The sequence below is a fragment of the Microbacterium sp. 2216-1 genome, assembly GCF_046507855.1.
GTDB classification, from domain to species: Bacteria; Actinomycetota; Actinomycetes; order Actinomycetales; family Microbacteriaceae; genus Microbacterium; species Microbacterium esteraromaticum_C.
Genome location: NZ_JBKFTM010000001.1, coordinates 812,622 through 833,164 on the forward strand (window position 1 = coordinate 812,622; position 20,543 = coordinate 833,164).

General features: G+C 68.8%; 19 protein-coding genes. 7 read left to right on the top strand and 12 right to left on the bottom strand.

What is annotated here, in order from left to right:
* Window positions 1-3 precede the first annotated feature (3 nt).
* Both ACLD0U_RS03675 and ACLD0U_RS03680 read right to left on the bottom strand, forming a co-directional pair.
* Complete coding sequence (locus tag ACLD0U_RS03675; RefSeq protein WP_410339867.1) at window positions 4-1,323, bottom strand: O-antigen ligase family protein; 1,320 nt, start codon at window positions 1,321-1,323, stop codon at window positions 4-6.
* On the bottom strand, window positions 1,320-2,729 hold the full coding sequence (locus ACLD0U_RS03680) for an O-antigen ligase family protein (RefSeq protein WP_410339868.1): 1,410 nt from the start codon (window positions 2,727-2,729) through the stop codon (window positions 1,320-1,322). The genes ACLD0U_RS03675 and ACLD0U_RS03680 overlap by 4 nt, the downstream gene beginning before the upstream one ends.
* A gap of 40 nt (window positions 2,730-2,769) precedes the next feature.
* Between ACLD0U_RS03680 and manA the strand changes: the two genes are divergently transcribed.
* From manA to ACLD0U_RS03700, 4 genes are all read left to right on the top strand, one after another.
* The gene (manA, locus tag ACLD0U_RS03685; protein WP_410339869.1) at window positions 2,770-3,888 is read left to right on the top strand and encodes a mannose-6-phosphate isomerase, class I; all 1,119 of its coding nucleotides are present in this window, start codon (window positions 2,770-2,772) and stop codon (window positions 3,886-3,888) included.
* Window positions 3,889-4,051: 163 nt separating this feature from the next.
* Entirely contained in the window at window positions 4,052-4,369 is a 318-nt protein-coding gene (locus ACLD0U_RS03690; protein WP_179411288.1) for a WhiB family transcriptional regulator, read from the top strand.
* A 63-nt stretch (window positions 4,370-4,432) separates the two neighbouring features.
* The gene (locus tag ACLD0U_RS03695; RefSeq protein ID WP_410339870.1) at window positions 4,433-7,363 is read left to right on the top strand and encodes a glycosyltransferase family 2 protein; all 2,931 of its coding nucleotides are present in this window, start codon (window positions 4,433-4,435) and stop codon (window positions 7,361-7,363) included.
* Window positions 7,360-8,739, top strand: a complete 1,380-nt coding sequence (locus ACLD0U_RS03700; RefSeq protein WP_410339871.1) for a DUF5719 family protein — start codon at window positions 7,360-7,362, stop codon at window positions 8,737-8,739. Before ACLD0U_RS03695 ends, ACLD0U_RS03700 begins: the two co-directional genes overlap by 4 nt.
* 33 nt (window positions 8,740-8,772) lie before the next feature.
* Here the strand turns inward: ACLD0U_RS03700 and ACLD0U_RS03705 are convergent, their stop codons facing one another.
* Window positions 8,773-9,198, bottom strand: a complete 426-nt coding sequence (locus ACLD0U_RS03705) for a hypothetical protein (RefSeq protein WP_224817565.1) — start codon at window positions 9,196-9,198, stop codon at window positions 8,773-8,775.
* An 85-nt stretch (window positions 9,199-9,283) separates the two neighbouring features.
* On the opposite strand from ACLD0U_RS03705, the gene ACLD0U_RS03710 reads away from it, so the two are divergent.
* Entirely contained in the window at window positions 9,284-9,490 is a 207-nt protein-coding gene (locus tag ACLD0U_RS03710) for a DUF3499 family protein (RefSeq protein WP_179411904.1), read from the top strand.
* 12 nt (window positions 9,491-9,502) lie between these two features.
* Here the strand turns inward: ACLD0U_RS03710 and ACLD0U_RS03715 are convergent, their stop codons facing one another.
* Complete coding sequence (locus tag ACLD0U_RS03715; RefSeq protein ID WP_410339872.1) at window positions 9,503-10,312, bottom strand: RDD family protein; 810 nt, start codon at window positions 10,310-10,312, stop codon at window positions 9,503-9,505.
* A 16-nt stretch (window positions 10,313-10,328) separates the two neighbouring features.
* On the opposite strand from ACLD0U_RS03715, the gene ACLD0U_RS03720 reads away from it, so the two are divergent.
* Window positions 10,329-11,318 carry a stage II sporulation protein M gene (locus tag ACLD0U_RS03720; RefSeq protein ID WP_224817566.1) on the top strand — a complete coding sequence of 330 codons (990 nt, stop codon included), beginning with the start codon at window positions 10,329-10,331 and terminating at the stop codon, window positions 11,316-11,318.
* A gap of 4 nt (window positions 11,319-11,322) precedes the next feature.
* Here the strand turns inward: ACLD0U_RS03720 and aqpZ are convergent, their stop codons facing one another.
* The 8 genes from aqpZ to ACLD0U_RS03760 all read right to left on the bottom strand — a co-directional run bounded on the left by aqpZ (window position 11,323) and on the right by ACLD0U_RS03760 (window position 19,693).
* On the bottom strand, window positions 11,323-12,117 hold the full coding sequence (gene aqpZ / locus ACLD0U_RS03725; protein ID WP_224817567.1) for an aquaporin Z: 795 nt from the start codon (window positions 12,115-12,117) through the stop codon (window positions 11,323-11,325).
* Window positions 12,118-12,251: 134 nt separating this feature from the next.
* The gene (locus tag ACLD0U_RS03730; RefSeq protein ID WP_410339873.1) at window positions 12,252-13,724 is read right to left on the bottom strand and encodes a catalase; all 1,473 of its coding nucleotides are present in this window, start codon (window positions 13,722-13,724) and stop codon (window positions 12,252-12,254) included.
* The gene (locus ACLD0U_RS03735) at window positions 13,717-14,157 is read right to left on the bottom strand and encodes a Fur family transcriptional regulator (protein WP_410339874.1); all 441 of its coding nucleotides are present in this window, start codon (window positions 14,155-14,157) and stop codon (window positions 13,717-13,719) included. Before ACLD0U_RS03735 ends, ACLD0U_RS03730 begins: the two co-directional genes overlap by 8 nt.
* Window positions 14,158-14,217: 60 nt before the next feature.
* Complete coding sequence (locus ACLD0U_RS03740) at window positions 14,218-15,525, bottom strand: DUF58 domain-containing protein (protein ID WP_224817569.1); 1,308 nt, start codon at window positions 15,523-15,525, stop codon at window positions 14,218-14,220.
* A gap of 1 nt (window position 15,526) precedes the next feature.
* Window positions 15,527-16,495 (bottom strand): AAA family ATPase, encoded by a 969-nt coding sequence (locus ACLD0U_RS03745; RefSeq protein ID WP_179411903.1) that lies wholly within the window; start codon window positions 16,493-16,495, stop codon window positions 15,527-15,529.
* An 11-nt stretch (window positions 16,496-16,506) separates the two neighbouring features.
* Window positions 16,507-17,721 (bottom strand): DUF4350 domain-containing protein, encoded by a 1,215-nt coding sequence (locus ACLD0U_RS03750; protein WP_410339875.1) that lies wholly within the window; start codon window positions 17,719-17,721, stop codon window positions 16,507-16,509.
* On the bottom strand, window positions 17,718-18,374 hold the full coding sequence (locus tag ACLD0U_RS03755) for a DUF4129 domain-containing protein (protein WP_410339876.1): 657 nt from the start codon (window positions 18,372-18,374) through the stop codon (window positions 17,718-17,720). The genes ACLD0U_RS03750 and ACLD0U_RS03755 overlap by 4 nt, the downstream gene beginning before the upstream one ends.
* A complete protein-coding gene (locus ACLD0U_RS03760; RefSeq protein WP_410339877.1) occupies window positions 18,371-19,693 on the bottom strand; it encodes a hypothetical protein in 1,323 nt (440 codons plus the stop codon). The genes ACLD0U_RS03755 and ACLD0U_RS03760 overlap by 4 nt, the downstream gene beginning before the upstream one ends.
* 163 nt (window positions 19,694-19,856) lie before the next feature.
* Here ACLD0U_RS03760 and mtrA point away from each other — a divergent pair, with 163 nt between their 5' ends.
* Window positions 19,857-20,537: an MtrAB system response regulator MtrA gene (gene mtrA, locus ACLD0U_RS03765; protein ID WP_206550140.1), complete on the top strand. Its 681-nt coding sequence runs from the start codon at window positions 19,857-19,859 to the stop codon at window positions 20,535-20,537.
* Window positions 20,538-20,543 lie beyond the last annotated feature (6 nt).

Consider the following 20,543-nt stretch of genomic DNA (forward strand, 5'->3'; position numbering starts at 1 on the left):
CGCTTATCGGTCGGTATCGCGCGTATCGCTCTCGGGATGCAGCGTTGGTATCGCGCCCGTATGGGCCGCATCGGTGTTCTCACGCCACGAGCGGCTCTGTCCCGCACGCAAGACGCACAGCACCAGAAGCAACCAGCCCACACCGGTGAGTGTGGAACTCTCGAACAAGGACTCGACCGCGAGTGTGATCAACACCAGCGGGGTCCAGGCGTACACCACGGAGCGGCGCATGCCGGCCACCAGCCATGAACGCACGATGGCGACGCCACCCATCACCAGGAACAGCACCAGCCCGATCCAGCCGAGCTGCAGCAGGATGTCGAAGTAGGCGTTCAGCGCCGAGCGATGCTGCTCGCCGAGCAGGAAGTTGATGTAGGTGAACGGATACTCTCCGCGCTCCCACGCGCCGAACCAGCCGTAGCCGGTGACGGGCTGCTGCGCGATGAAGTCGAGCGCCATGTCCCAGAGATCGGCGCGGAGGGAGAAGTCGCTGTCCGCATCCAGGACGCGGATGATCCGTCGACGCAGCGCGAACGCGAGCACCATCGCAACGGCCACGAGTGCTCCGAGCACCCACTGCGCCGTGATGCGATACGACGGTGGTGTGTGCCGGATGATGGCCAGCGCGCTCGTCGCTGCTCCTACGGTGGCGGCGAGGACGAGAGCGGTCGGTGAGGCGGAGAAGAGCGCGAGGAGCGCCCCCAGCGAAACCGAGAAGACGCCGACCGTGTGCGTGATCGACTGGGTGCGCCATTCGACGACGAACGTGATCAGAGCGATCACGGCGATGAAACCGAGCATGTTGCGGGTGCCGAAGAGTCCCTGGATCGGCCCCCCGAAGGCGAGGTTGCCCTCGATGCCGAAGATCGCGAAGGGTGTGTCGAGCAGAACCCCCGACAGGATCTCCATCCCAAGGGAGATGCTCAGCAGCCAGCGCAGGGTGTCACCGATCGCACGCACCGTTTGCAGCGTGTCGCGGACGTGTCCGATCGTCACAGCGATGATCGCGTATCCGAGGAGGGTGAGCCAGCCTGTGAATGTGTCCCAGCGGTTCTCGCTCCAGACCACGCTCACCAGGGCGACCGTGATGAACCCGAGCAAGGACGTCGGAGCCAGGCGCAGCAGAGAGAGTTCAGCGCGGCGGGCGATCAGCATGACGAGCCCGATGATCGACAGCGCGCTGATGATCGTCGCGAGGGTCACCGGCGACATGAGTCGCGCGATCAGATACGACAGGAATGCCGCGGTCAACGACGTGAGCGTGTAGGCGCGAGCGAACTCGGCTGAGGCGAGCAGCGAGAGCAGCTGTCGCCGGGGGGTCATGGTATCCGCCGCGTGGGTGTCGTCGTCAGTTCGGGCGCGTGTTCGCCGAATCCGACCAGCGGCGCGGATTTCATCTTGAACGACAGCAGCACCAGCAGCAGCCAACCCCAGAGCATGATCGGAGCGGACTCGACCAGCCCTTCGAAGAGCAGCACAGTGACGAACAGCAACGGCAGCAGAGAGATGGGGGAGTACGGTCGCTTCGCATCGAGATCCCAACGGGGGCGGTCGACCGCGAAGAACCACGCGCGCCAGGTGAGTGCGAGCCAGGCGAGCGCCATAAGCACCACGCCGACGACGCCGAGCTGAAGGAACACGTCGAGCCACATGTCGTGCGCGTGGAAGACGGTCAGCCCATGATCCACGATCCACCCGTCGAAGCCGGGCGCCCAGGGGACCCAGGGAGAGGAGAACCCATTGCCGAAGATCGGGCGGGTCACCGCGCGCTCCCAGACCGCCTGCCAGATATCCAAGCGTCCGGTCAGGTCGCCGCTCTTCCCGAAGATTGACAGCACCTGATTGCGCAGCACGACGGCGGCGCTGACGCCGATGACGGCGACGGCGGTGAAGGCGGCGTACATCAGCCGTCGTTGCCCTGGACCGGAGGCCGCGCGAGCGATGAGCGCCGCGGCGAGCACGACGAGGACGACGATGATGCTCAGATACACCGTCGTTGAGGCCGCTTTGACAAGCAGAACCGCAGCGAGTGCGCTCCAGAGCACGAGCATCGTGCGACGCCGTGCGTGCGCGGCGAACAACACGGCGAAGACGATCAGCGCGAACAGGCACATCACGGCGAGGGAATGGGCGTTGCCGACGACGCCTTGGATGCGCCCGTCGTTGAAGAGGTTGCCGCGCACCCAGTACAGGTGGGGGTCGATTCCGCTCTCGGGGATCTCGACGAAGTTGGGCAACAGGGGCTCGTGCCGCACCAGCGCCACCCACAGCTCGATCAGCAGCGACAGCCCGAGGATGAGCTTCATCGTCGTGCTCAGCGCGCGCGCGATCTCGTTCCAGGTGAGCATTGTCGCCACGAACAGCGCGGTCACCGTCACCGCGGCGAGCAACAACCACGTCAAGAGGGTCGCGCCCGGCCACCGTGACCAGAAGGTCGACACAAGGGCGAGCGCCGAGTATGCCAGCGCCACCCACGGCAGGCGTCGCCACCGGAAGACGCTCGGCTGGCCCCGTACGATCGCGGGGATCCAGATCGCGAGTGCCGCGAGCGTCAGGATGATGATGACGATCACGGCGCCCACCGGTCCGACAAGGTTGTACACGGCGGTGTGCGCGAAGACCGAGAACAGCAGGAGTACGCAGAACGCGCGCACCATCAGATGCCGCGTCGTCTCGCGGGCGGGGGCGGCGGGAGGCGCCGCGGCGGGATGCTTGGTGTACACGGCCATCAGGATCAGGCTACCGCGCGGCACGTCCTACGCTGGGAGCATGCTGCTGACCATCACGAACGCACCGCGTGACTACGCCTGGGGATCAACCTCGCTGATCGCGGGCTTGGAAGGGCGCGAGCCGTCCGACGCACCCGAGGCGGAGGTGTGGTTCGGCGATCACCCCGGCGACCCCTCCGACGTTGCCGGGGGCGGCACTCTCGAGACGGTGACGGGTGGCACGTTGCCGTATCTGCTCAAGTTGCTCGCCGCCGCAGCGCCGCTGTCGATCCAGGTGCATCCGACACGTGAGCAGGCACGTGAGGGATTCGCGCGTGAGGCGGGGATGGATGCCGGTGACCCGACCCGCAACTACCGCGACGACAATCACAAGCCTGAACTGATCGTGGCGCTCAGCGATCGCTTCGAGGCTCTCGCCGGGTTGCGCCCGCTTGAAGACACCCGACGCCTGCTGTCGGTGCTGCCGGATGCTCCGGGCGTCGTCGCGTTGCGCGCGCGCCTGTCCTGTGCCGACGATGCGCAGGCACTGCGCGACACGATCGCTTGGGTGCTGTCGGGGGACGCGCAGACCGAGATCGACGACATCATCGCAGCTGTCGTGCAGGCGGACTCAGACGACTTCGCCGAGCCGCTTGCGGCCGTGCGCTCCATCGCCGCGCGCAATCCCGGCGATGCCGGTGTCGTGGTGGCACTGCTGATGAACTTCGTGGTGCTGCGTCCCGGTGAGGCGATCTTCCTGCGCGCCGGTCTGCTGCACGCGTACGTCGCCGGGCTGGGGGTCGAGATCATGGCCGCCAGTGACAACGTGCTCCGCGGTGGCCTCACGCCCAAGCACATCGACGTCGACGAACTGCTTGCGATCGTCGATACGACCCCGGGCACTGTGCCCGTGCAGACCGGGGCGGACGCTGTGACCGACTATGCTGCGCCGGTCGAGGATTTCGCGCTGCGCCGCGTCCAGCTGGACGGCGTCGCGGCATTCGACGTCACAGGTCCGACGATGGTGCTGGCGACGTCGGGTCGGGTGGCGGTGGAATGCGCTTCCGGCGCCACCGCGCCGATCGCTGTCGGTTCCGCGGTCTTCATTACGGCGGATGAGAGCTCGATCACCCTGCACGGTCACGGCGAGGCGTTCATCGCGCAGCCCGGTCGCGTCTGATCCTCAAGGCCCCACGCGGCTCCGCGACACGCCGACAGTGCGCAATGAACCTTAAACGCCCTCTTGAGGGTTTACGATCTGCGACTTGACCATGGCGAATGACACGGGTGTAATTAGGTGAAGAACGGCCCGAGGGGGGCTTAAGCAGGGTTGGGAGATCGAGATGACGGGTTACCGCTCAGACGTTCCCGAGAATTGGTTCGTCGATCCGGTTGATCTGGGAGTACCAGGAGTACGCCGGGTCGAGCAGGAGGACGATGGCGCACTCGCCTGGCAGGCGGATGCGCTGTGCGCACAGACGGATCCGGAGGCGTTCTTCCCCGAGAAGGGCGGCTCGACTCGGGATGCCAAGCGCATCTGCACGTCGTGCGACGTGCGCGGGGAGTGCCTGGAATACGCGTTGAACAATGACGAGCGCTTCGGGATCTGGGGTGGCCTCAGTGAACGCGAGCGCCGCAAGCTCAAGCGTCGCGCAAGTTGATCGCGGGCGCGCCGGACGCCCTGTCCGGCGCGTCGCCCGCACCTGCCTAGGCTGACAAGTGCCATGCCAGCACGAGTCCATGCCATCGCCGTCGTACGCACCGGAGAATCCGCCAGCGCACAGCTACTGCACACCCTGGACGCGATCCGCGACCAGACGACCCGCCCGACCGCAGTCACCGTCGTGGTGCTCGGCGACGGATCAGCCGTGCGTGCGGCTTCGGGGATCGGTGACATCGTCGAGGGCATTATCGAGGCGCGCCCTGCGACCACCTACGCGGAGGCTGTCGCGCTTGCCGGGCCTCGCATCCCGAAGGGGGCGGCTGTGTGGCTGCTCGCCCAGGACACAGTGCCCCGTCGCGACGCCCTTCACCTGCTGATCGGGGCCCTGGAACGCTCGCCGTCCGCTGCGATCGCAGCGCCGAAGCTCGTCCGTCAGGACGACGACCGCGAGATCCAGTCCCTCGGGGTCAGCATGACCCGCTTCGGACGATCAGTGGAGTTGACCGCAGGGGAACTCGACCAAGGGCAGCACGATGCGACCGAGGACGCCCTCGGCGCGGATGTTCGGGGCATGCTCATCCGGGGCGAAGCGCCGAGCGTGCTGCGCCCCGATATCGCGCTCCGAGGCGCCGATGAGGGCCTCGACCTGGGCGTGCGCGCCCGACTCGGCGGCGCTCGAGTCGTACTCGTTCCCAAAGCCCGCGTAGGAGTCCGCCCGCACGGGCCCGCCGCGCTCCCGCGCGGAGCGGTCAGTCGTGCATGGGTCACCCGGCGCGCGCAACTGCACCGCCGTCTCACGTACGCGCCGGTACTCGCCGTGCCGCTGCACTGGCTGAGCCTGCTGCCACTCGCTCTGTGGAGATCGATCCTGCACCTGATCGGCAAGCGACCTGGAGATGTGGCCCCGGAGTGGGGTGCGGCGCTGGCCGCCATGGTCGCATTCAGAGGCGTGATCCGGTCGCGAGCGGCCATCCGCTCGTTCCGTCGCGCGTCGTGGACATCCATCGCCCCGCTGCGCGTCACGCACGACCAACTCCGGCAGCGTCTCGACGACGGGCACGGAAGCGAACGCGGCGCGGTCAGCGAGTTGCGGTTCTTCGGCGGCGGCGCCTGGGCCGTACTGGGCGCCCTGCTGGTCAGCATCGTCGTGTTCGTCCCGATGCTCGCCTGGCCCGCGATCGGTGGCGGCGGGCTGCTGCCGATGCGTGACACTGTCGCAGCGCTGTGGGCGGATACGGCATGGGGGGTGCGCGACCTCGGGCTCGACGTGGTCGGCCCCGCCGACCCGTTCACGGCAGTGCTCGCACTGCTCGGCTCGCTCTCGCCGGCGTCGCCGTCCTACGCCGTCGTGTTGCTGTGGCTGCTCGCGCTTCCCCTCGCGGTGCTCGGGGGGTGGTTCGCCTCCACGCGCATCACCGATCGGTCGGGCCTGCGCATCCTCGGAGGCGTCCTGTGGGCGCTCGCGCCCACCTTTCTCGACGCCTTGGTGCAGGGGCGGCCGGCAGCGGTCCTCCTGCACCTGCTGCTGCCCTGGGTCTTCCACTCCGCTTCTGTCGCCCATCGTTCGTGGGGAGCATCCGGTGCGGCCTCCCTGCTGATCGCGGCGGCGCTCGCATGCGCACCCTCTCTGGCTCCGGCATTCGTGCTGATGTGGCTGGTGGCACTGATCCTCTCGCTCTCGCTCGGGCGACTGCGCGCTGCCGCACGCCTGTCGTGGCTGCTGGCACCTACCGGGATCATGTTCGCGCCGCTGATCATCTGGCAGATACGACACGGTGACCCGTGGGCTCTGCTTGCCGACCCGGCCGTGGTGCGCGTGCTCGATCAGGTCGGCGCGGACGCCGCCGGCCGCACGGCGATCGCCGGTGGCTTCCCCACAGCCGACCGCGCCGGATGGGAATGGTTGGTCGGCGCCGAGATGGCCGTGTGGGCGCCGTTGTTGCTGGCTCCGGTCGCACTCCTGGCGTTGGCCTCTGCGCTGTCGCCGCGTTGGCGGGCCGGCTTCGCGCTGCTGTTCGTCGCCGTACTGGGTATCGCGACTGCGATGGTGGCGGTCGGTGTGGTCGTCTCGTTCGTGCACGGCGCTGGAGTCGCGCTGTGGCCCGGAAGCGGCCTCAGCCTCGCCTGGCTGGGAGTCGTGGGGGCGTCGTTGGTCACCTTGGACACCGTCGTCGCGTTCGCACCGCTGCGCATCGGCGCTTCGCTCGTCGCGATGCTGGGTGTCGCGACATGTGCTCTTCCGGCGTTGCTCGCGGTGAACACCGGGCACAGTGAGGTGCGCAACGCATCGCCCAGCACCCTGCCCGCGCTGGTCGCGGCGCAGGCGGCCAGCGAACCCGATCGGGCGACCCTGGTGCTCACGCCGCAGAACGACGGATCGCTGGCCGCACAGGTCATCTGGGGGGCCAGTGAGACGCTCGGGGCACAGACCAGCATGCTGAGCACCGCCACGCAGTCGCGCGGAAACAGCGTTGCGCACGATGCCGTCGACCTGCTCTCGGCACGTGATTTCGATGCGGCCGACTCGCTCGCCGAACAGGGGATCAGTTTCGTGCTGCTCGAGCAAGCACCCCGCGCCAACGACATCGCACACGGCATGCACGATGATGCCGTCGCAGCGATCGATGAACGTGCCGGCTTCGTCAAGGCCGGCGAAACCGGCCACGGCGTGCTCTGGGGCGTCGATGTCCCGGTCTCCGAGCGCGCGGGCATGGACGCAACGCAGAAGGCTATTGCACGGTTCGTCGCGATCGCCCAGATCGTCGTCGTGTTCGCGGCGCTGCTGTTGGCGATCCCGACGCGCGCGTCCCGCCGTGCAGCGCGGGCGCGATCGCGCGTGGTCGGGCGCGCGTCGGACGAGCCGCTGCCGCAACCCCGGCGACCGCGGGGGGACGATGAACCGCACGCGGAGAAGATCGGGTCGCGAGCGACGACCCCGGACAGCTCCGCCGCGCCCCTTCAAGACGGCCCCGAGGCGGAAGGACGACGATGAGGCAGCGTACGCTCAGACTCGCAGCCACCGGAGCGCGCATCGCCACGGGGGCGGCCGTCGCGGTCGCGTGTGTGATCGGCGTGACCACCGCTGTCGCGGCACCGTGGCCGACCTTGCGCAATGAACCGGCGACGACGACCGTGGTGCCCGTACCCGGCGACACCACTCTGGTGTGCAACGGGTCGTTCCGGGCACTCGGGCGCGACTCGGGTCAAGCCGACCTGGTGGTCTCCGCGGGCCTTCCCCGTCTGGTGATCGACACGCAGCAGGATGCCCTCATCACCGAGCCGCTGGACATGCCGGATGTGACCGGCGGCGAGGGGGCGCAGACAGTGACGGCCCGAGTGCAGGAGCGAGACGTTCCGCTGGTCGCCGCCGCCGAGTCCATCCGTCTTCAGGAGGAAGACCTGCGCGGTTTCGCGGCCGCACCGTGCCGGTCGGCGGGTATGCGCCACTGGCTCGTCGGCGGCGATATCTCGACCGGTGCTTCAGACATCATCCTGCTGAGCAACCCGGGTAGCGTGCCCGCCACCGTGGATCTCACCGTCTACGGCGTGCAGCGCGCCACATCGACCACCATCGTGCCGCCGCTCACCCAGATCGCTCTGCCGTTGGCATCCGTGGCAGCGGGACAGGAGCGGCCTGTCATCGAGGTGGTCTCGACCGGCTCGCCGGTGCGTGCCACCGTGCAGTCGTCGTTCACACGCACGCTGGAAGCCGTCGGGATCGACCTGCAGGACGGGCTCGGTGCGCCGCAGGAGCAGCTGACGATCCTGGGCGTGCGGGCACTGCCCGACGGCGCCGGGGACGACGCTACCGGTGTCGTGCTGCGGATGCTCGCCCCAGACAGCGAGGCACAGGCGGTCGTTCGGGTGTACGCCGAAGGAGCCGCGGAGGCGACGGATGAGTACACCGTCGATCTGTCGGCGGGGATTCCGAGCGAGATCGCGCTGACGAACTTGGCGGCCGGCGCTTACGATATCCGGATCGAGGCGGCGGAGCCCGTGGTGGCGGCCGCGAAGCAGACGTATCGTGCCGAGCGCAGCCAGGACTATTCGTGGATGCTGCCGGCTCCCCGGCTGCAGGGTGTTGTCCGGTTCGAGGTTCCTCGTGGCGCACCGGGTTCGCTGTTCCTGCGCAACGCGAACCCCGAACCGGTGACGGTCACGCTGGAGGGAGCGGATGCCACCACGATCGAGCTCGACGCTGGCGGCACCGCGACCGTACCGGTGAAAGCGGGCGCCTACACTCTGGAGGCTCCGGCAGCGGTGCATGCCGCGGTCAGTCTGCTCGGGGAGTCCGGGGCCCCGGCGATCGCGGGATGGCCTCTGTGGTCACCGCCGGCGACGCAACAACCGATCATCGTGCATCACTGAGTGCGTCTCGCCGTTGCGGCGTCGCACCTTCGGTCAGTGATCGCGACCGTCGGGGCCGAGCTCCCAGGGCTCGCGGCCGATGTACTCCGCGGCGGCGTGGAACACGGCGCTCTCGATCGCCATCCGGCGGTGCAGCGCGTCGTCGTGCCCCTTTGGCAGCAACCGTTCGATGGGCACACGGTAGAGCGTCACCCGTCGGCCCAGATGATCCACACGCCACAGCGGGATGCCGTCTCCGCGGTCGTGAGTGGGCATCGCGGCCATTTCGAAGCGCACGTCGCGCAGTTCCTCCCAGGAGCCGCGCAGGAACTCCACGGCACTGCCGACCGTGATCTCGAAGCGATCGAGACGTCCGTCGAGCGGAGGCAGGGGCGGACGCACCACCTCACTGCGCCCGAGGCGCCCGTGGCGGCCGTGGCGCGCACCGCGTCGGACGGGCGTCTGGCGAGAGCGAGGCATCCCGAAAGTCTAGGCCGTGCCGCGCGCCCGCGGGTGAACGTCTGCGCTCAGCCCTACGCTGAGGGGGATGAACGACAGCTTCGATGTGCACGAGCGGCTCTGCTCGAAAGTGGCGTGCGCGCGTGAAGCCGCAGCGACGCTGACCTATGACTACGGCGATCAGATGGCCGCGCTCGGTCCACTCGGCCCGGCTGGCGATCCGCACGCCCACGATCTCTGTGCACAGCACGCCGATCGACTGTCGGTTCCGGCCGGGTGGCTGGTCGTGCGGCACGCGACGCTGCGCGGCTGAACGTCTGATCGGTCAGACGCGGATCCGCGTCCGGCTCAGGTGTTCGGCACGGTCATCGGAGAGCGTCAGTGCCCGGCGCTCACGCTCGCGCCGCAGCACCGTGACCGCACGCAGCATCTCCTCGGGCCCCGCATCCGGGATGGGGGAGATGAACGGCGCAGCCTCGGCCGCCAGTTCCCGGCCCACGCTGAGCCGCGCAGATGGCGAGAGCCGGTCGGCGTTGAGGAGGAACTGCGAGATCCGCCGGGCCAGACGGTCCGGCATCCGCGCGACGTCCGCGACCGTCGCCCACCCGGTGAGCGACGGCGGCATGACGGGCTCTTGCTGCACCAGGTGTGGTGTGCGCACACGTTGCGAATACGTGCCGGCAACGAGATCACCAAGGCGTTGCGAACGGGCCGCGAGTGCGCCCGTGATGACGGCGATGCCGCCGACCGTGATGTAGATCTCCAGCACGCCGAGCAGAGCCCGGATGAACGTGTGCCGGAACGTGATCGCGCCGCCGTCGATGCGCACGATGCGGCCCCCGACGGCGAGCTTTCCCAGGCTGCGGCCACGGGTCGCCATCTCGACGGTGATCGGCAGCACGAGAAAACTGACGACGGCGGCCCAGATGGACAGGATCCGAGCGGTGTGCTCGTCCAAGACCCCCAGCGTCAGCAGCCACACCTGCACCAGGACGAACCCGATGAACACGGCGAAGCCGAACAGCATGTCGATCAGCGCGCCCGCCGCGCGCAACACGAACCCCACCGGCTGCACGTCGATGGCGACGGCTTCTCCAGACAGGATCTCCTGTTCATCGGCGATCTCGGCAGACATGAGTACAGTAAATCAGGTGGATGCCGATGCTCTTGCCGACGCACGCCGCCCCGAGTGGGAACGGCTCGATGAACTCAGCCGACGACGCCGGCTGTCCGGCGCTGAGGTCGATGAGCTGATCGTGCGCTATCGGGCGGCATCCGCCGACCTCGCCGAACTCAAGACCTCGGTGGGCACCTCCCCACAGGGCGACTATCTCTCGACCATCCTCGCAACCGCTCGTCTGCGCTTCACCGGCGCCGGCGACAACGTGATCGCCCAGGCGACGCGGTTCTTCACCCGGCAGCTGCCCGCGGCCCTGTACCGGATCCGTTGGACCACCGGTGTCATTGCGGTGCTGTTCGTCCTGATCGGAGCCCTGACCGCGGCATGGATCGCGTCCGACCCGTCGCGCATCGCCGCACTCGGGGCGCCCGAGGTGCTGCAGCAGTACGCCGAGGAGGACTTCGTCGAGTACTACGAGCCCATGGCGTCCTTCGCAGGCATGGTGTGGTTCAACAATGCGTGGATCGCCATGCAGTGCGTACTCTTCGGCGTCACCGGTCTGTGGCCCATCTGGATGCTGGTGCAGAACGCTGTCGGGCTGGGTGTTGCGGCGGCGGTGATGGCGGCCTACGGCCACCTCGACACCATGATCTTGCACATCCTGCCGCACGGCCTGTTGGAACTGACAGCGATCTTCGTGGCCGCTGCTGCGGGACTGCACGTGTTCTGGGCGTGGGCAGTCCCCGGCCCTCGCTCGCGCGGACACGCGCTCGCGTCGGAGGGACGCGCGCTGGCGACGGTCGCTATGGGCCTGATCTTCGTGCTGCTGCTGTCGGGGCTCGTCGAGGGATTCATCACCGGATCGGCGCTGCCGTGGCCGGTGAAGATCGGGATCGGAGCACTGGCGCTGGCCGTCTTCCTGGTCTACATGCTCGTCATCGGGCGGCGTGCCGCCCGCCAGGGTGAGAGCGGCGACCTCGTCGAGTACGAAGCCGGCACTCCCACTCTGACAGCCGGGTAGCGTGTCAGCTCAGTGACGGCGCCGCCGATGTCGTCCGGTCGAAGAGCTCGCGGTAGGCGAGACCTGCGAGCATCGCGCCGATGATCGGGAAGACCAGGAACACCCACAGCTGGGCTAGCGCGTCGGTACCGCCGTAGATCGCCGAGGCGATCGACCGGGCAGGGTTCACTGAGGTGTTGTCGACCGGGATCGAGATGAGGTGGATCAAGGTCAGGGCGAGACCGATCGCGACTCCGGCGAAGGCGGTGCCCCGTTTCGGATGCGTCGCCCCGAGGATCACCAGCAGGAAGAAGCCGGTCAGGATCACTTCGATGATCATGGCGGCGGGCATCCCGAAGCCGCTGGGCGAGAGAGCATCCCACCCATTGCTCGCGAACCCGGCCTGCTGCGCCCCCCGGAGCCACCCGCCGGGACCGAACAGCCCGATCAACGTCAGAGCCGTCGTGCCGATCACACCACCGGCGACTTGCGCGGCGATGTATGGACCCACGTCGCGCCACGGCGTGCGCCCCGCGGCGGCGGCCCCCAGCGTCACTGCCGGGTTGAAGTGCCCACCAGAGATCGGGCCGAAGGCGTACACGCCCACGAGCACGGTGAGCCCGAAGGCGAGGGCGATGGCGACGTAGACGGCCGACTCGGTGCCCGGCTCGGTGAAGTGGTTCGACGCGAACACGGCGGTGCCGACGCCGCCGAACACGAGCAGGAAGGTGCCGAAGCCCTCGGCGGCGAGGCGTGTTCCCAGCGGTGCAGTCAGTGGGCCACCCGGTTCGGGGGTGGCTTCAATCGAGGAATCGGTCATTGCCCTGGCCTTTCGTCGTCGAGCGGCGCGGCGCCGTCCGTGTTCCGATGATCCAGCATCCCGCGCGCGGGAACCGGGTACACACGCCGAAACCCCTCCATCGCGCGGCGACGGAGGGGTTTCGGAGGCGGATGCTACGCGCTGACCTGCGCAGCGGTGCGGGCGCGCAGCTGCTCGCCCAGAGCCTGGTCGACCTGGCCCCAGTACCAGAAGAAGCGCTCCTGGATTGCGGGCACGGTCAGGCCGCTGTACTGCCCGACGAGGGTCTCGACGAAGCGCTCGCGCTCCTCGTCCGAGAAGACCTCGCGGTACAGGATGCCGGCCTGGACGAAGTCACCGTCGTCCTGGCGCAGCGTCGCGGCCGAGCGCACCAGCTCGCCGTCGGACTCCCAGCTGGCTTCGACACCGAGCAGCGGGTCGGCCTCGGGGCCGCCGACGGCACCGTACGAGTTGGGGGTGTAGACGCGGTGCTCAGCGGGGTTGAAGTGGTACTGCATCTGACCCTCGTGCATGTAGTTGCGCACTTCAGCCGCGTGCGGCTGGTTCACCGGCAGCTGGTTGTAGTTCGCGCCGATGCGGTAGCGCTGTGCGTCGGGGTACGAGAACACGCGGGCCATGAGCATCTTGTCGGGCGAGATGCCGGTGCCGGGAACCTGGTTGCCGGGCGAGAAGGCGGCCTGCTCGATCTCGGCGAAGAAGTTCTGCGGGTTGCGGTTCAGCGTGAACGTGCCCACCTTGATGCGCGGGTAGTCGGCCTTGGGCCACGTCTTGGTGAGGTCGAACGGGTTGAAGCGGTAGGTCTTGGCGTCCTCGTAGGGCATGACCTGCACGTAGACGTCCCACTTCGGGAAGTCGCCGTTCTCGATGGCCTGGTACAGGTCACGGCGGTAGTAGTCGGCGTCCGCGCCGGCGATGCGCTCGGCGTCGTCGGCGAACATCGGCTCGACGCCCTGCTGGGACAGGAAGTGGTACTTGACCCAGAAGCGCTCGCCGGCGGCGTTGACCCACTGGTAGGTGTGCGAGCCGTAGCCGTTGACGTGACGCCACGAGCGCGACAGGCCGCGGTCGCCCATGAGGTAGGTCACCTGGTGGGCCGACTCGGGCGAGAGGGTCCAGAAGTCCCACTGCATGTCGGCGTTGCGCAGGCCCGAACCGCCCAGGCGCTTCTGCGAGTGGATGAAGTCGGGGAACTTGATGCCGTCGCGGATGAAGAACGTCGGGGTGTTGTTCCCGACGATGTCGAGGTTGCCCTCGGTGGTGTAGAACCGCAGCGAGAAGCCGCGCACGTCGCGCCAGGTGTCGGGCGAACCCTGCTCGCCGGCGACCGACGAGAAGCGCAGCAGCGTCTCGCTCTTGGCGCCGGGCTGGAAGACCGCGGCGCGGGTGTATGCCGAGACGTCCTCGGTGACCTCGAACTCGCCGAAGGCGCCGCCGCCCTTGGCGTGCGGGTTGCGCTCCGGAACGCGCTCGCGGTTGAACGACGCGAGCTTCTCGACCAGGTAGCGGTCGTGCAGCGCCGTGACGCCGTCGGCGCCCACGGTGAGCGAGTGCGCGTCGCTGGCGACCGGGGTTCCTGTCTGAGTGGTGGTTGCGGGCTTGTCAGCCATTGCCGTTCCTTTCGCATTCGGGACAGAGGGCTCGGTAGGTGACCGCGGCTTCGAGGATTCGCATGCCGTGGTCGTGAGAGGGGTGAAGGCAGGGGGCAGCGCCGATCGCGCACGCGACGTCTTCGACACGACCGCACTGCACGCACTGCAGGTGGTGGTGGTTGTCGTCGCACTGCAGCTCGTAGAGTGCGCTGCCGACGTCGGGCAGGCTGACGCGGCGGACGACGCCGGCGTCAGTCAGGTCGTTCAGGATGCCGTGGACGGTGCCTGCGGCGATGCCGGGAAGGTTGTCGCGGATGCCGGCGAAGACCGTGTCGGCGGAGGAGTGCGGGTGTCGGCGAAGAGCGTCGAGCACGTGCACGCGTTGCGTCGTCACGCGCAGGCCGGCCCCGCGCAGTAGCGCGGGGAAGTCGGCGAGCGCGGGGGAGGACATGCCTCCAGTGTACCTTATTCTGAATCATTCAGATAAAGGAACTATTCGGTTAAATGCAGGTTACAGGCGTCCGGCGGCCTTCAGCTCCAGATAGCGGTCGGCGATTCGCGGCGGTAGCGCTTCGGGGTCGGCGGCGATCGCCTCGCCGCCGGCACGGCGGATGGCATCCGACACGGTCCGCGCGTCTCGCAGCGTCTGCTCGGCGGCGGCTGCCAGGTAGACATCGGCGCGCGACGCTCGCTGCCGAGCGAGCTGTTCGACCTCTTCATCGGTGACCGAACCGACCAACACCGTCGTCGCGCGCGAGGGGCTGGGGAAGGCACCGAGGAAACCACGGGCCGACTCGGCTGCATCCTGCGCGGTGAGCACGACGATCAGCGACGGGCGCGTCGTCAGCGAACGCACAGCGGCGAACGCGCTCGCCCAGTCGGTGTCGACCAGACGGGGGTGCACCGGCGCCATGGCGTCCGTGAGCGCGGGGAGCAGGCTCGCACCATCGACACCGCTCACGCGCGCCCGGGCGACGCGGTCGTACATCAGCAGATGCACGTGGTCACCGGCACGGCTCGCGAGAGCGGCCAGCAGCAGAGCGGCCTCGATAGAGGCATCCAGGCGCGTCCCGTCGCCGACGCGAGCCGCTGCCGTTCGCCCGGTGTCGATCACGATGACCACCTGGCGGTCGCGCTCGGGACGCCAGGTGCGCAGCATCGTGGTGCCGGCGCGCGCCGTTGCCCGCCAATCGATCGAACGGATGTCATCACCGCGCACATACTCGCGCAGCGAGTCGAACTCGGTGCCCTGCCCGCGCACCTGGATCGACGTGTTCCCATCCAGTTCGCGCAGACGAGCGAGGCGTGACGGCAGGTGCTTGCGCGACGTGAAGGCGGGGAGCACCCGCAGCGCGCCGGGCACGTCGTGCCGGGACTGGCGACCGCCCAGCCCCAGCGGGCCTCGCGAACGCACCACGACGAACTCGCTGCGCAGTTCGCCACGTCGCCGAGGATGCAACTCGATGTGCACGCGGCGACGCTCACCCGGCGGGATGCTCAGGGGGGAACGGCTGTCCGGGGCGCCCGCGGTGGGCTGCCAGGCATCCCGCAACCAGCCGTGCACCGTGCGAGTGCCGAGGTTCTGCACCGCGACGCTCGCCGTGACCGGCTCGCCGAGGCGCGCCCGCTCCGGCACCCGCCGGGTGATCGCGACAGCGCGCGGGGCGGCGGACAGCACAACGTCCGTCGCGACCAGCGCGGCGCACAGCAACAACCACCCCAGTGTCGACAGCCAGGGGGAGACGCCGATGCTGCTCAGCAGCACGACCGGGACGACGCCCAGCGCGATCAGCGGAGCGAGCAGTGCAGAGACGAACATGTCAGATCGGTACCCGAGTCTGCTGCACGACCGACTGCAGCACGGCATCCGCGGTGACGCCCTCCATCTGCGCGTCCGGACGCAACTGCAGGCGGTGGCGCCACGTCGGCATGAGCATGGTCTGCACGTGGTCTGGGGTAACGGCGCTGGATGCGTTCAGCCAGGCCCACGCCTTGGCCGCGGCCAGCAGCGCGGTCGCGGCGCGCGGGCTCGCTCCCAGCTCGACCGACGGCGCACTGCGGGTGGCGCGCGCGAGATCGACGACATAGCCCAGCACATCGTCGGTGACCTGCACTCGGGCCGCGGCATCCTGTGCGGCGCGGATCTCGTCGGCGGTGACGACCGCCGAGACACCCGTGAGCAGGCGGGGCGAGAACCCGTCGGCGTGCAGACGCAGCACCGACACCTCGGCGTCACGCTCGGGCATCCCGACGACCAGCTTCATCAGAAAGCGGTCCAACTGCGCCTCGGGCAGCGTGTAGGTGCCCTCGTGTTCGATCGGGTTCTGTGTCGCGGCGACGAGGAACGGGTCGGGCAACGTGCGGCTCGCGCCATCTGCCGAGACCTGGCGCTCCTCCATGGCCTCCAGCAGCGCCGCCTGGGTCTTCGGCGGCGTGCGGTTGATCTCGTCCGCGAGCAGAATGTGGGTGAAGACGGGGCCGGGACGGAACTCGAACTCTCCGGTGCGCGCGTCGTACACCAGCGAACCCGTGACATCACCGGGCATCAGATCGGGGGTGAACTGCACGCGCTTCGTGTCCAGGCCGACAGCCCGCGCGAAGCTGCGCACGACCAGTGTCTTCGCCACGCCGGGGACGCCCTCCAGCAGTACGTGCCCGCGGGCGAGCAGAGCGACGAGCAGACCGGTGACCGTACCGGCCTGGCCGACCACGGCCTTGTCGACTTCGGTGCGCACCCGGTGCATCGCCTGACGCAGCGAGTCGTCATCGGTGGGTGTCGTGGCGTTCATGGTCTCGTCGCTCACGGGAGGTTCCTTTCGGTGTGGACGGCTGCGTCGACGGCCGTCTCGAGGTCGGCGAGTCTGCGGGCGATATCGACGAGGTCGTGATCGCTGTGCGGTGGGGAGCCGGCGAGCAGCTCGTGCAGCGAGCCGCGGGGCACCCGCAACCGGTCGGCGGCGGCATCCGCGACCTCGTGTGCTCCTGCTGTCGGGCTCAGTGAGAGTCGGGCGGCGAGGCGACGCCGGCTTCCGTCACGGATCGCGGATGCCGCGTGCGCGGCGTCTGCGGACTTCGCGGTCAGGCGCGCGCGCCCGTGCATGGTCTCCGACACCCGCACCGTCACCGGCAGGGATTCCGTGACCAGCGGCCCGAACCGGCGCCCGCGCCACACCACCACGGCGACGCCCGCGAGCAGCAACAGCAGGATCACGGGGGTCAGCCAGTCCGGGGTCAGGTCACCGAGGTCTGCGGGGCCACCGTCGGTACGGTCGCCGTCTTCGAATGTGGGAACGTACCAGACGATCTCATCGGTCTGGGCGAGCAGCGCCAGCCCGAGGGCGGCGTTGCCGTTCTCTGCCAGATGCTGATTGGTGAGCAGGCCACTGGCATCGACCATGGTGACAGACCGGCCCGTCTGGGTATCCGTGCTGCGCAGCACAGCCGCGTCTCCGCTGGCGTCGGCGAAGCAGCCTATCACGCCGGACGCGGGCGTGAACGCACGGTCGGCGTCGATCGATCCGACGCGTGCGAACTCGGCGAGGTCGCAACCGGCTGACACGAGCCCCGTCGGGAGGCCCCGCTCGCCGAGGTCGAGCAGGCGCAGCATCCGCGCGCTGCTGGTGAGAAGGACGACGCGATCCGCGCTCTCGATCAGCTCCAGCGCCGCGGCATCGCTGAGCGCGGCCGGAGCGGTGAGCACGAGCGTGCTGTCCGGCCCGACCTCGGCCGCGGCGACGGCGCGGCTGCGCGTGATCTCGATCTGCACGCCCTCCTGCCGGGTCAACTCGGCGATCGCCTTGGCGCCGTTCGGGCCGGGGCTCTCGGGGTTGAGCGGGCCACTCAGGTCGGGGGCAATGGTCAGCAGCCGCAGGGTCATGAGGGTGAGGACGACCACCATGACGACGATCGACAACCAGCCCAGGGCGCGCCCCACACGACCTCGTGGTGGTGCCGCAGCTGTGGAACGCCCGACGGTGGCATCCGACGTGGTCGTGTCGTCGGTCATCGCGCTCATGCCGGAACCGCCGGGGTAGCGGCATCCGTCGGTGTGGTCGCACGCACGTCGTCGTCAGTCTCGGCGAGCACTCGGTACGCTGTGGCATCGCTGGGGCGGTCGAGGTAGCGCACCGCGTCGAACGCCGTTGCGGCGGAGTGCAGCCGATCGCCGAAGCCGGGGAAGGCGACACTGGCTTCGCGCGCGATGGCCTGCGCCGTGGCGCCGGGTGCGGGCTCGATCACGTCGCGTTCGATCAGGCTGCGGGCCAGAGCACGGAACCGCAGCACGACCGCGCCGTCCCAGTCGTGTGCCTTCGCGCGGCGTTCGGCCTCGGCACGCAACTGAGCGGCCGTACGGTCATCCTGCTCGCCGAGCAGCTCGGCGCGGCGACGCACCGAGCGAGAGGCCCGCGGGCGACCCCAGATCGCGAGTGCGACGAGGAGGGCTGCAACGATGATGATGACGATGATCGTCACCGCGACCGGAGCGACCGCACCCGCGCCGTCGCCGCGGAACAGGCCGAAGAACCACTCGGCCACGTCTGCGGCCAGCCGATCGAACCAGGTCGGCGTGGCGGCCTGGTACTCCGCGCGAGACAGCTCATCTTGTGCTCGCTCGCGGGCTTCGTCGCCGTCGGGGACGAGGACGTCACTGGCGAACAGCAGGATCATGACTCCGAACTGCCGGGCGCCGCCCAGCTCTGCGGCGGTGCCGAGGGTGGCTGCTGGGCGGGTGCCGGGGGTGCCGGGGGAGCGGGCGGCGGTGGCGGCGTAGCGGGAGCGTACCCGGGCTGAGGAGCGTACCCGGGCTGAGGCGCGTATCCGGGCTGAGGCGTGTTTCCGGGCTGAGGTGCGTATCCGGGCTGAGGTGTCGGATACGCCACGTACCCCGGTGCCGGGGTCGGCTGAGCAGGCGGCGGGTTCTTCGAGACCGCACGAGCCGGATCCACCGCGTAGGGGTCGCCCTGGTCCTCATCGGCCACTCCGACAGACGAACGCTCGACATGGCGGATCAGGGTCTGGTCCAGCCCCTCGTAGCGCATGCGGCTGTCGAGGTAGATAAGCGTCGCCCCGGTGCCCTGCACGACCAGGGTGATGGCCTGCAATGCTAAGACGAGTGCCTGCGGCAGGATCGTCGCCGCCACGAGCACGATGACCGCAGTCGCGTCTTGGGCTCCGGTCGGTGCCAGCACGCCGCCGAGAAGAGTGCTGAGCACGCTACCGGGAATGCTGACGATCTGAGCGGCGAGACCCATGATCGCGCCGATCAGGAACATGACACCGAGCGCTGGCCAGAACCGACCGCGGATGAGCCGCCACGAGCGCACCATCGCCTGCGGGATGCTTGCGCGCTCGAGGACGAGCGCGGCGGGAACGACCAGCAGCTTCGTGCCCAACCAGACCAGGAGGGGGATGCTGCCGAGCACGAGCAGCACAGCCACCAGGACGCCGATCGCAATGCCGGCACCCTCGAATCCGGTGCTCGCCATCACTCCGATCACGACCCCGGTCAGCGCGAGCAACCAGATGAACACCGCGAAGCCCTGCAGCAGGGCGAAGGCGAACAGTCGCCAGAACGACGGGCGCATCCGGTGCCACAGCGGACGCAGGGGAGCTTTGCGGCCAAGCGCGGCGAAAGACACGTCGGCGGCCACCAGTCCCTGCACGATGACGGTGAAGGCGACGCTGGCCAGGGTGACCACGATCGCCACCACGATGCCCAGCGCGATCGAACCGGCGATGATCGGGCCCCGATCCGGCGAGCCGGCCGGCACGCTCTCGATGCGCGCGGCGGTGAAGAACGTCACCAGCAGGGTCACGGCGATCGCCACGAGAGTGATGCCGAACTGCACGCCCACCGCGAAGCCGAACAACACCTTGGGGTTGTGGCGAAGCGCGGCGAACGAGCGACCCAGGATCGTCCCGAACGTCATCGGATGCAGCGGTATGGCGCCCTTCTTCGGTGCCGGGGTCCAGGTCTGACCACTCATGCGCACTCCCTCCCTGTGCCTGTCCCATCGTGGCACACGTCCGATCGCGCCGTGCGCGGGCTCCTGGGAGCCGGAACGAATCTCAAGTAGGCTGAACGGCGTTGCGGCAGCATGGGGATCCCGCCGTCCGCACGAACAGAGAAAGCGGAGGCTGGGTAGAAATATGACCTCGCGAATCCTGGTCGTCGATGACGACACGGCGCTGGCCGAGATGATCGGCATCGTCCTGCGCACCGAAGGGTTCGACGTGCTCTTCTGTGCCGACGGTGCGCAAGCCGTCGACGAATGGCGCACCGCGCGTCCCGATCTGGTCCTTCTCGACCTGATGCTGCCGGGCATGGACGGCATCGAGATCTGCACCCGGATCCGAGGCGAGTCGGGCGTGCCGATCATCATGCTCACCGCTCGCAGCGACACGGCCGACGTCGTGCGCGGCCTCGAGGTGGGCGCTGATGACTACATCGTCAAGCCGTTCAATCCCAAAGAGCTCGTCGCCCGCATCCGCACGCGGCTTCGCCCCACGCCCGACAGCGTTTCCGAGGTGCTGCGCATCGGCGATCTCACGATCGACGTCGACGCGCACGAGGTGCGGCGCGGCACCGCGCCGATCGCGCTGACGCCGCTGGAGTTCCAGCTGCTGGTGGCATTGGCGTCCAAGCCGCAGCAGGTCTTCTCGCGCGAGATGCTGCTCGAACAGGTGTGGGGCTATCACTACAAGGCTGACACCCGGCTGGTCAACGTGCACGTGCAACGCCTGCGCGCCAAGGTGGAACTGGATCCGGACAACCCTCGGATCGTCATGACGGTGCGGGGCGTGGGCTACCGGGCCGGGAGCGTCGGATAGGGGACC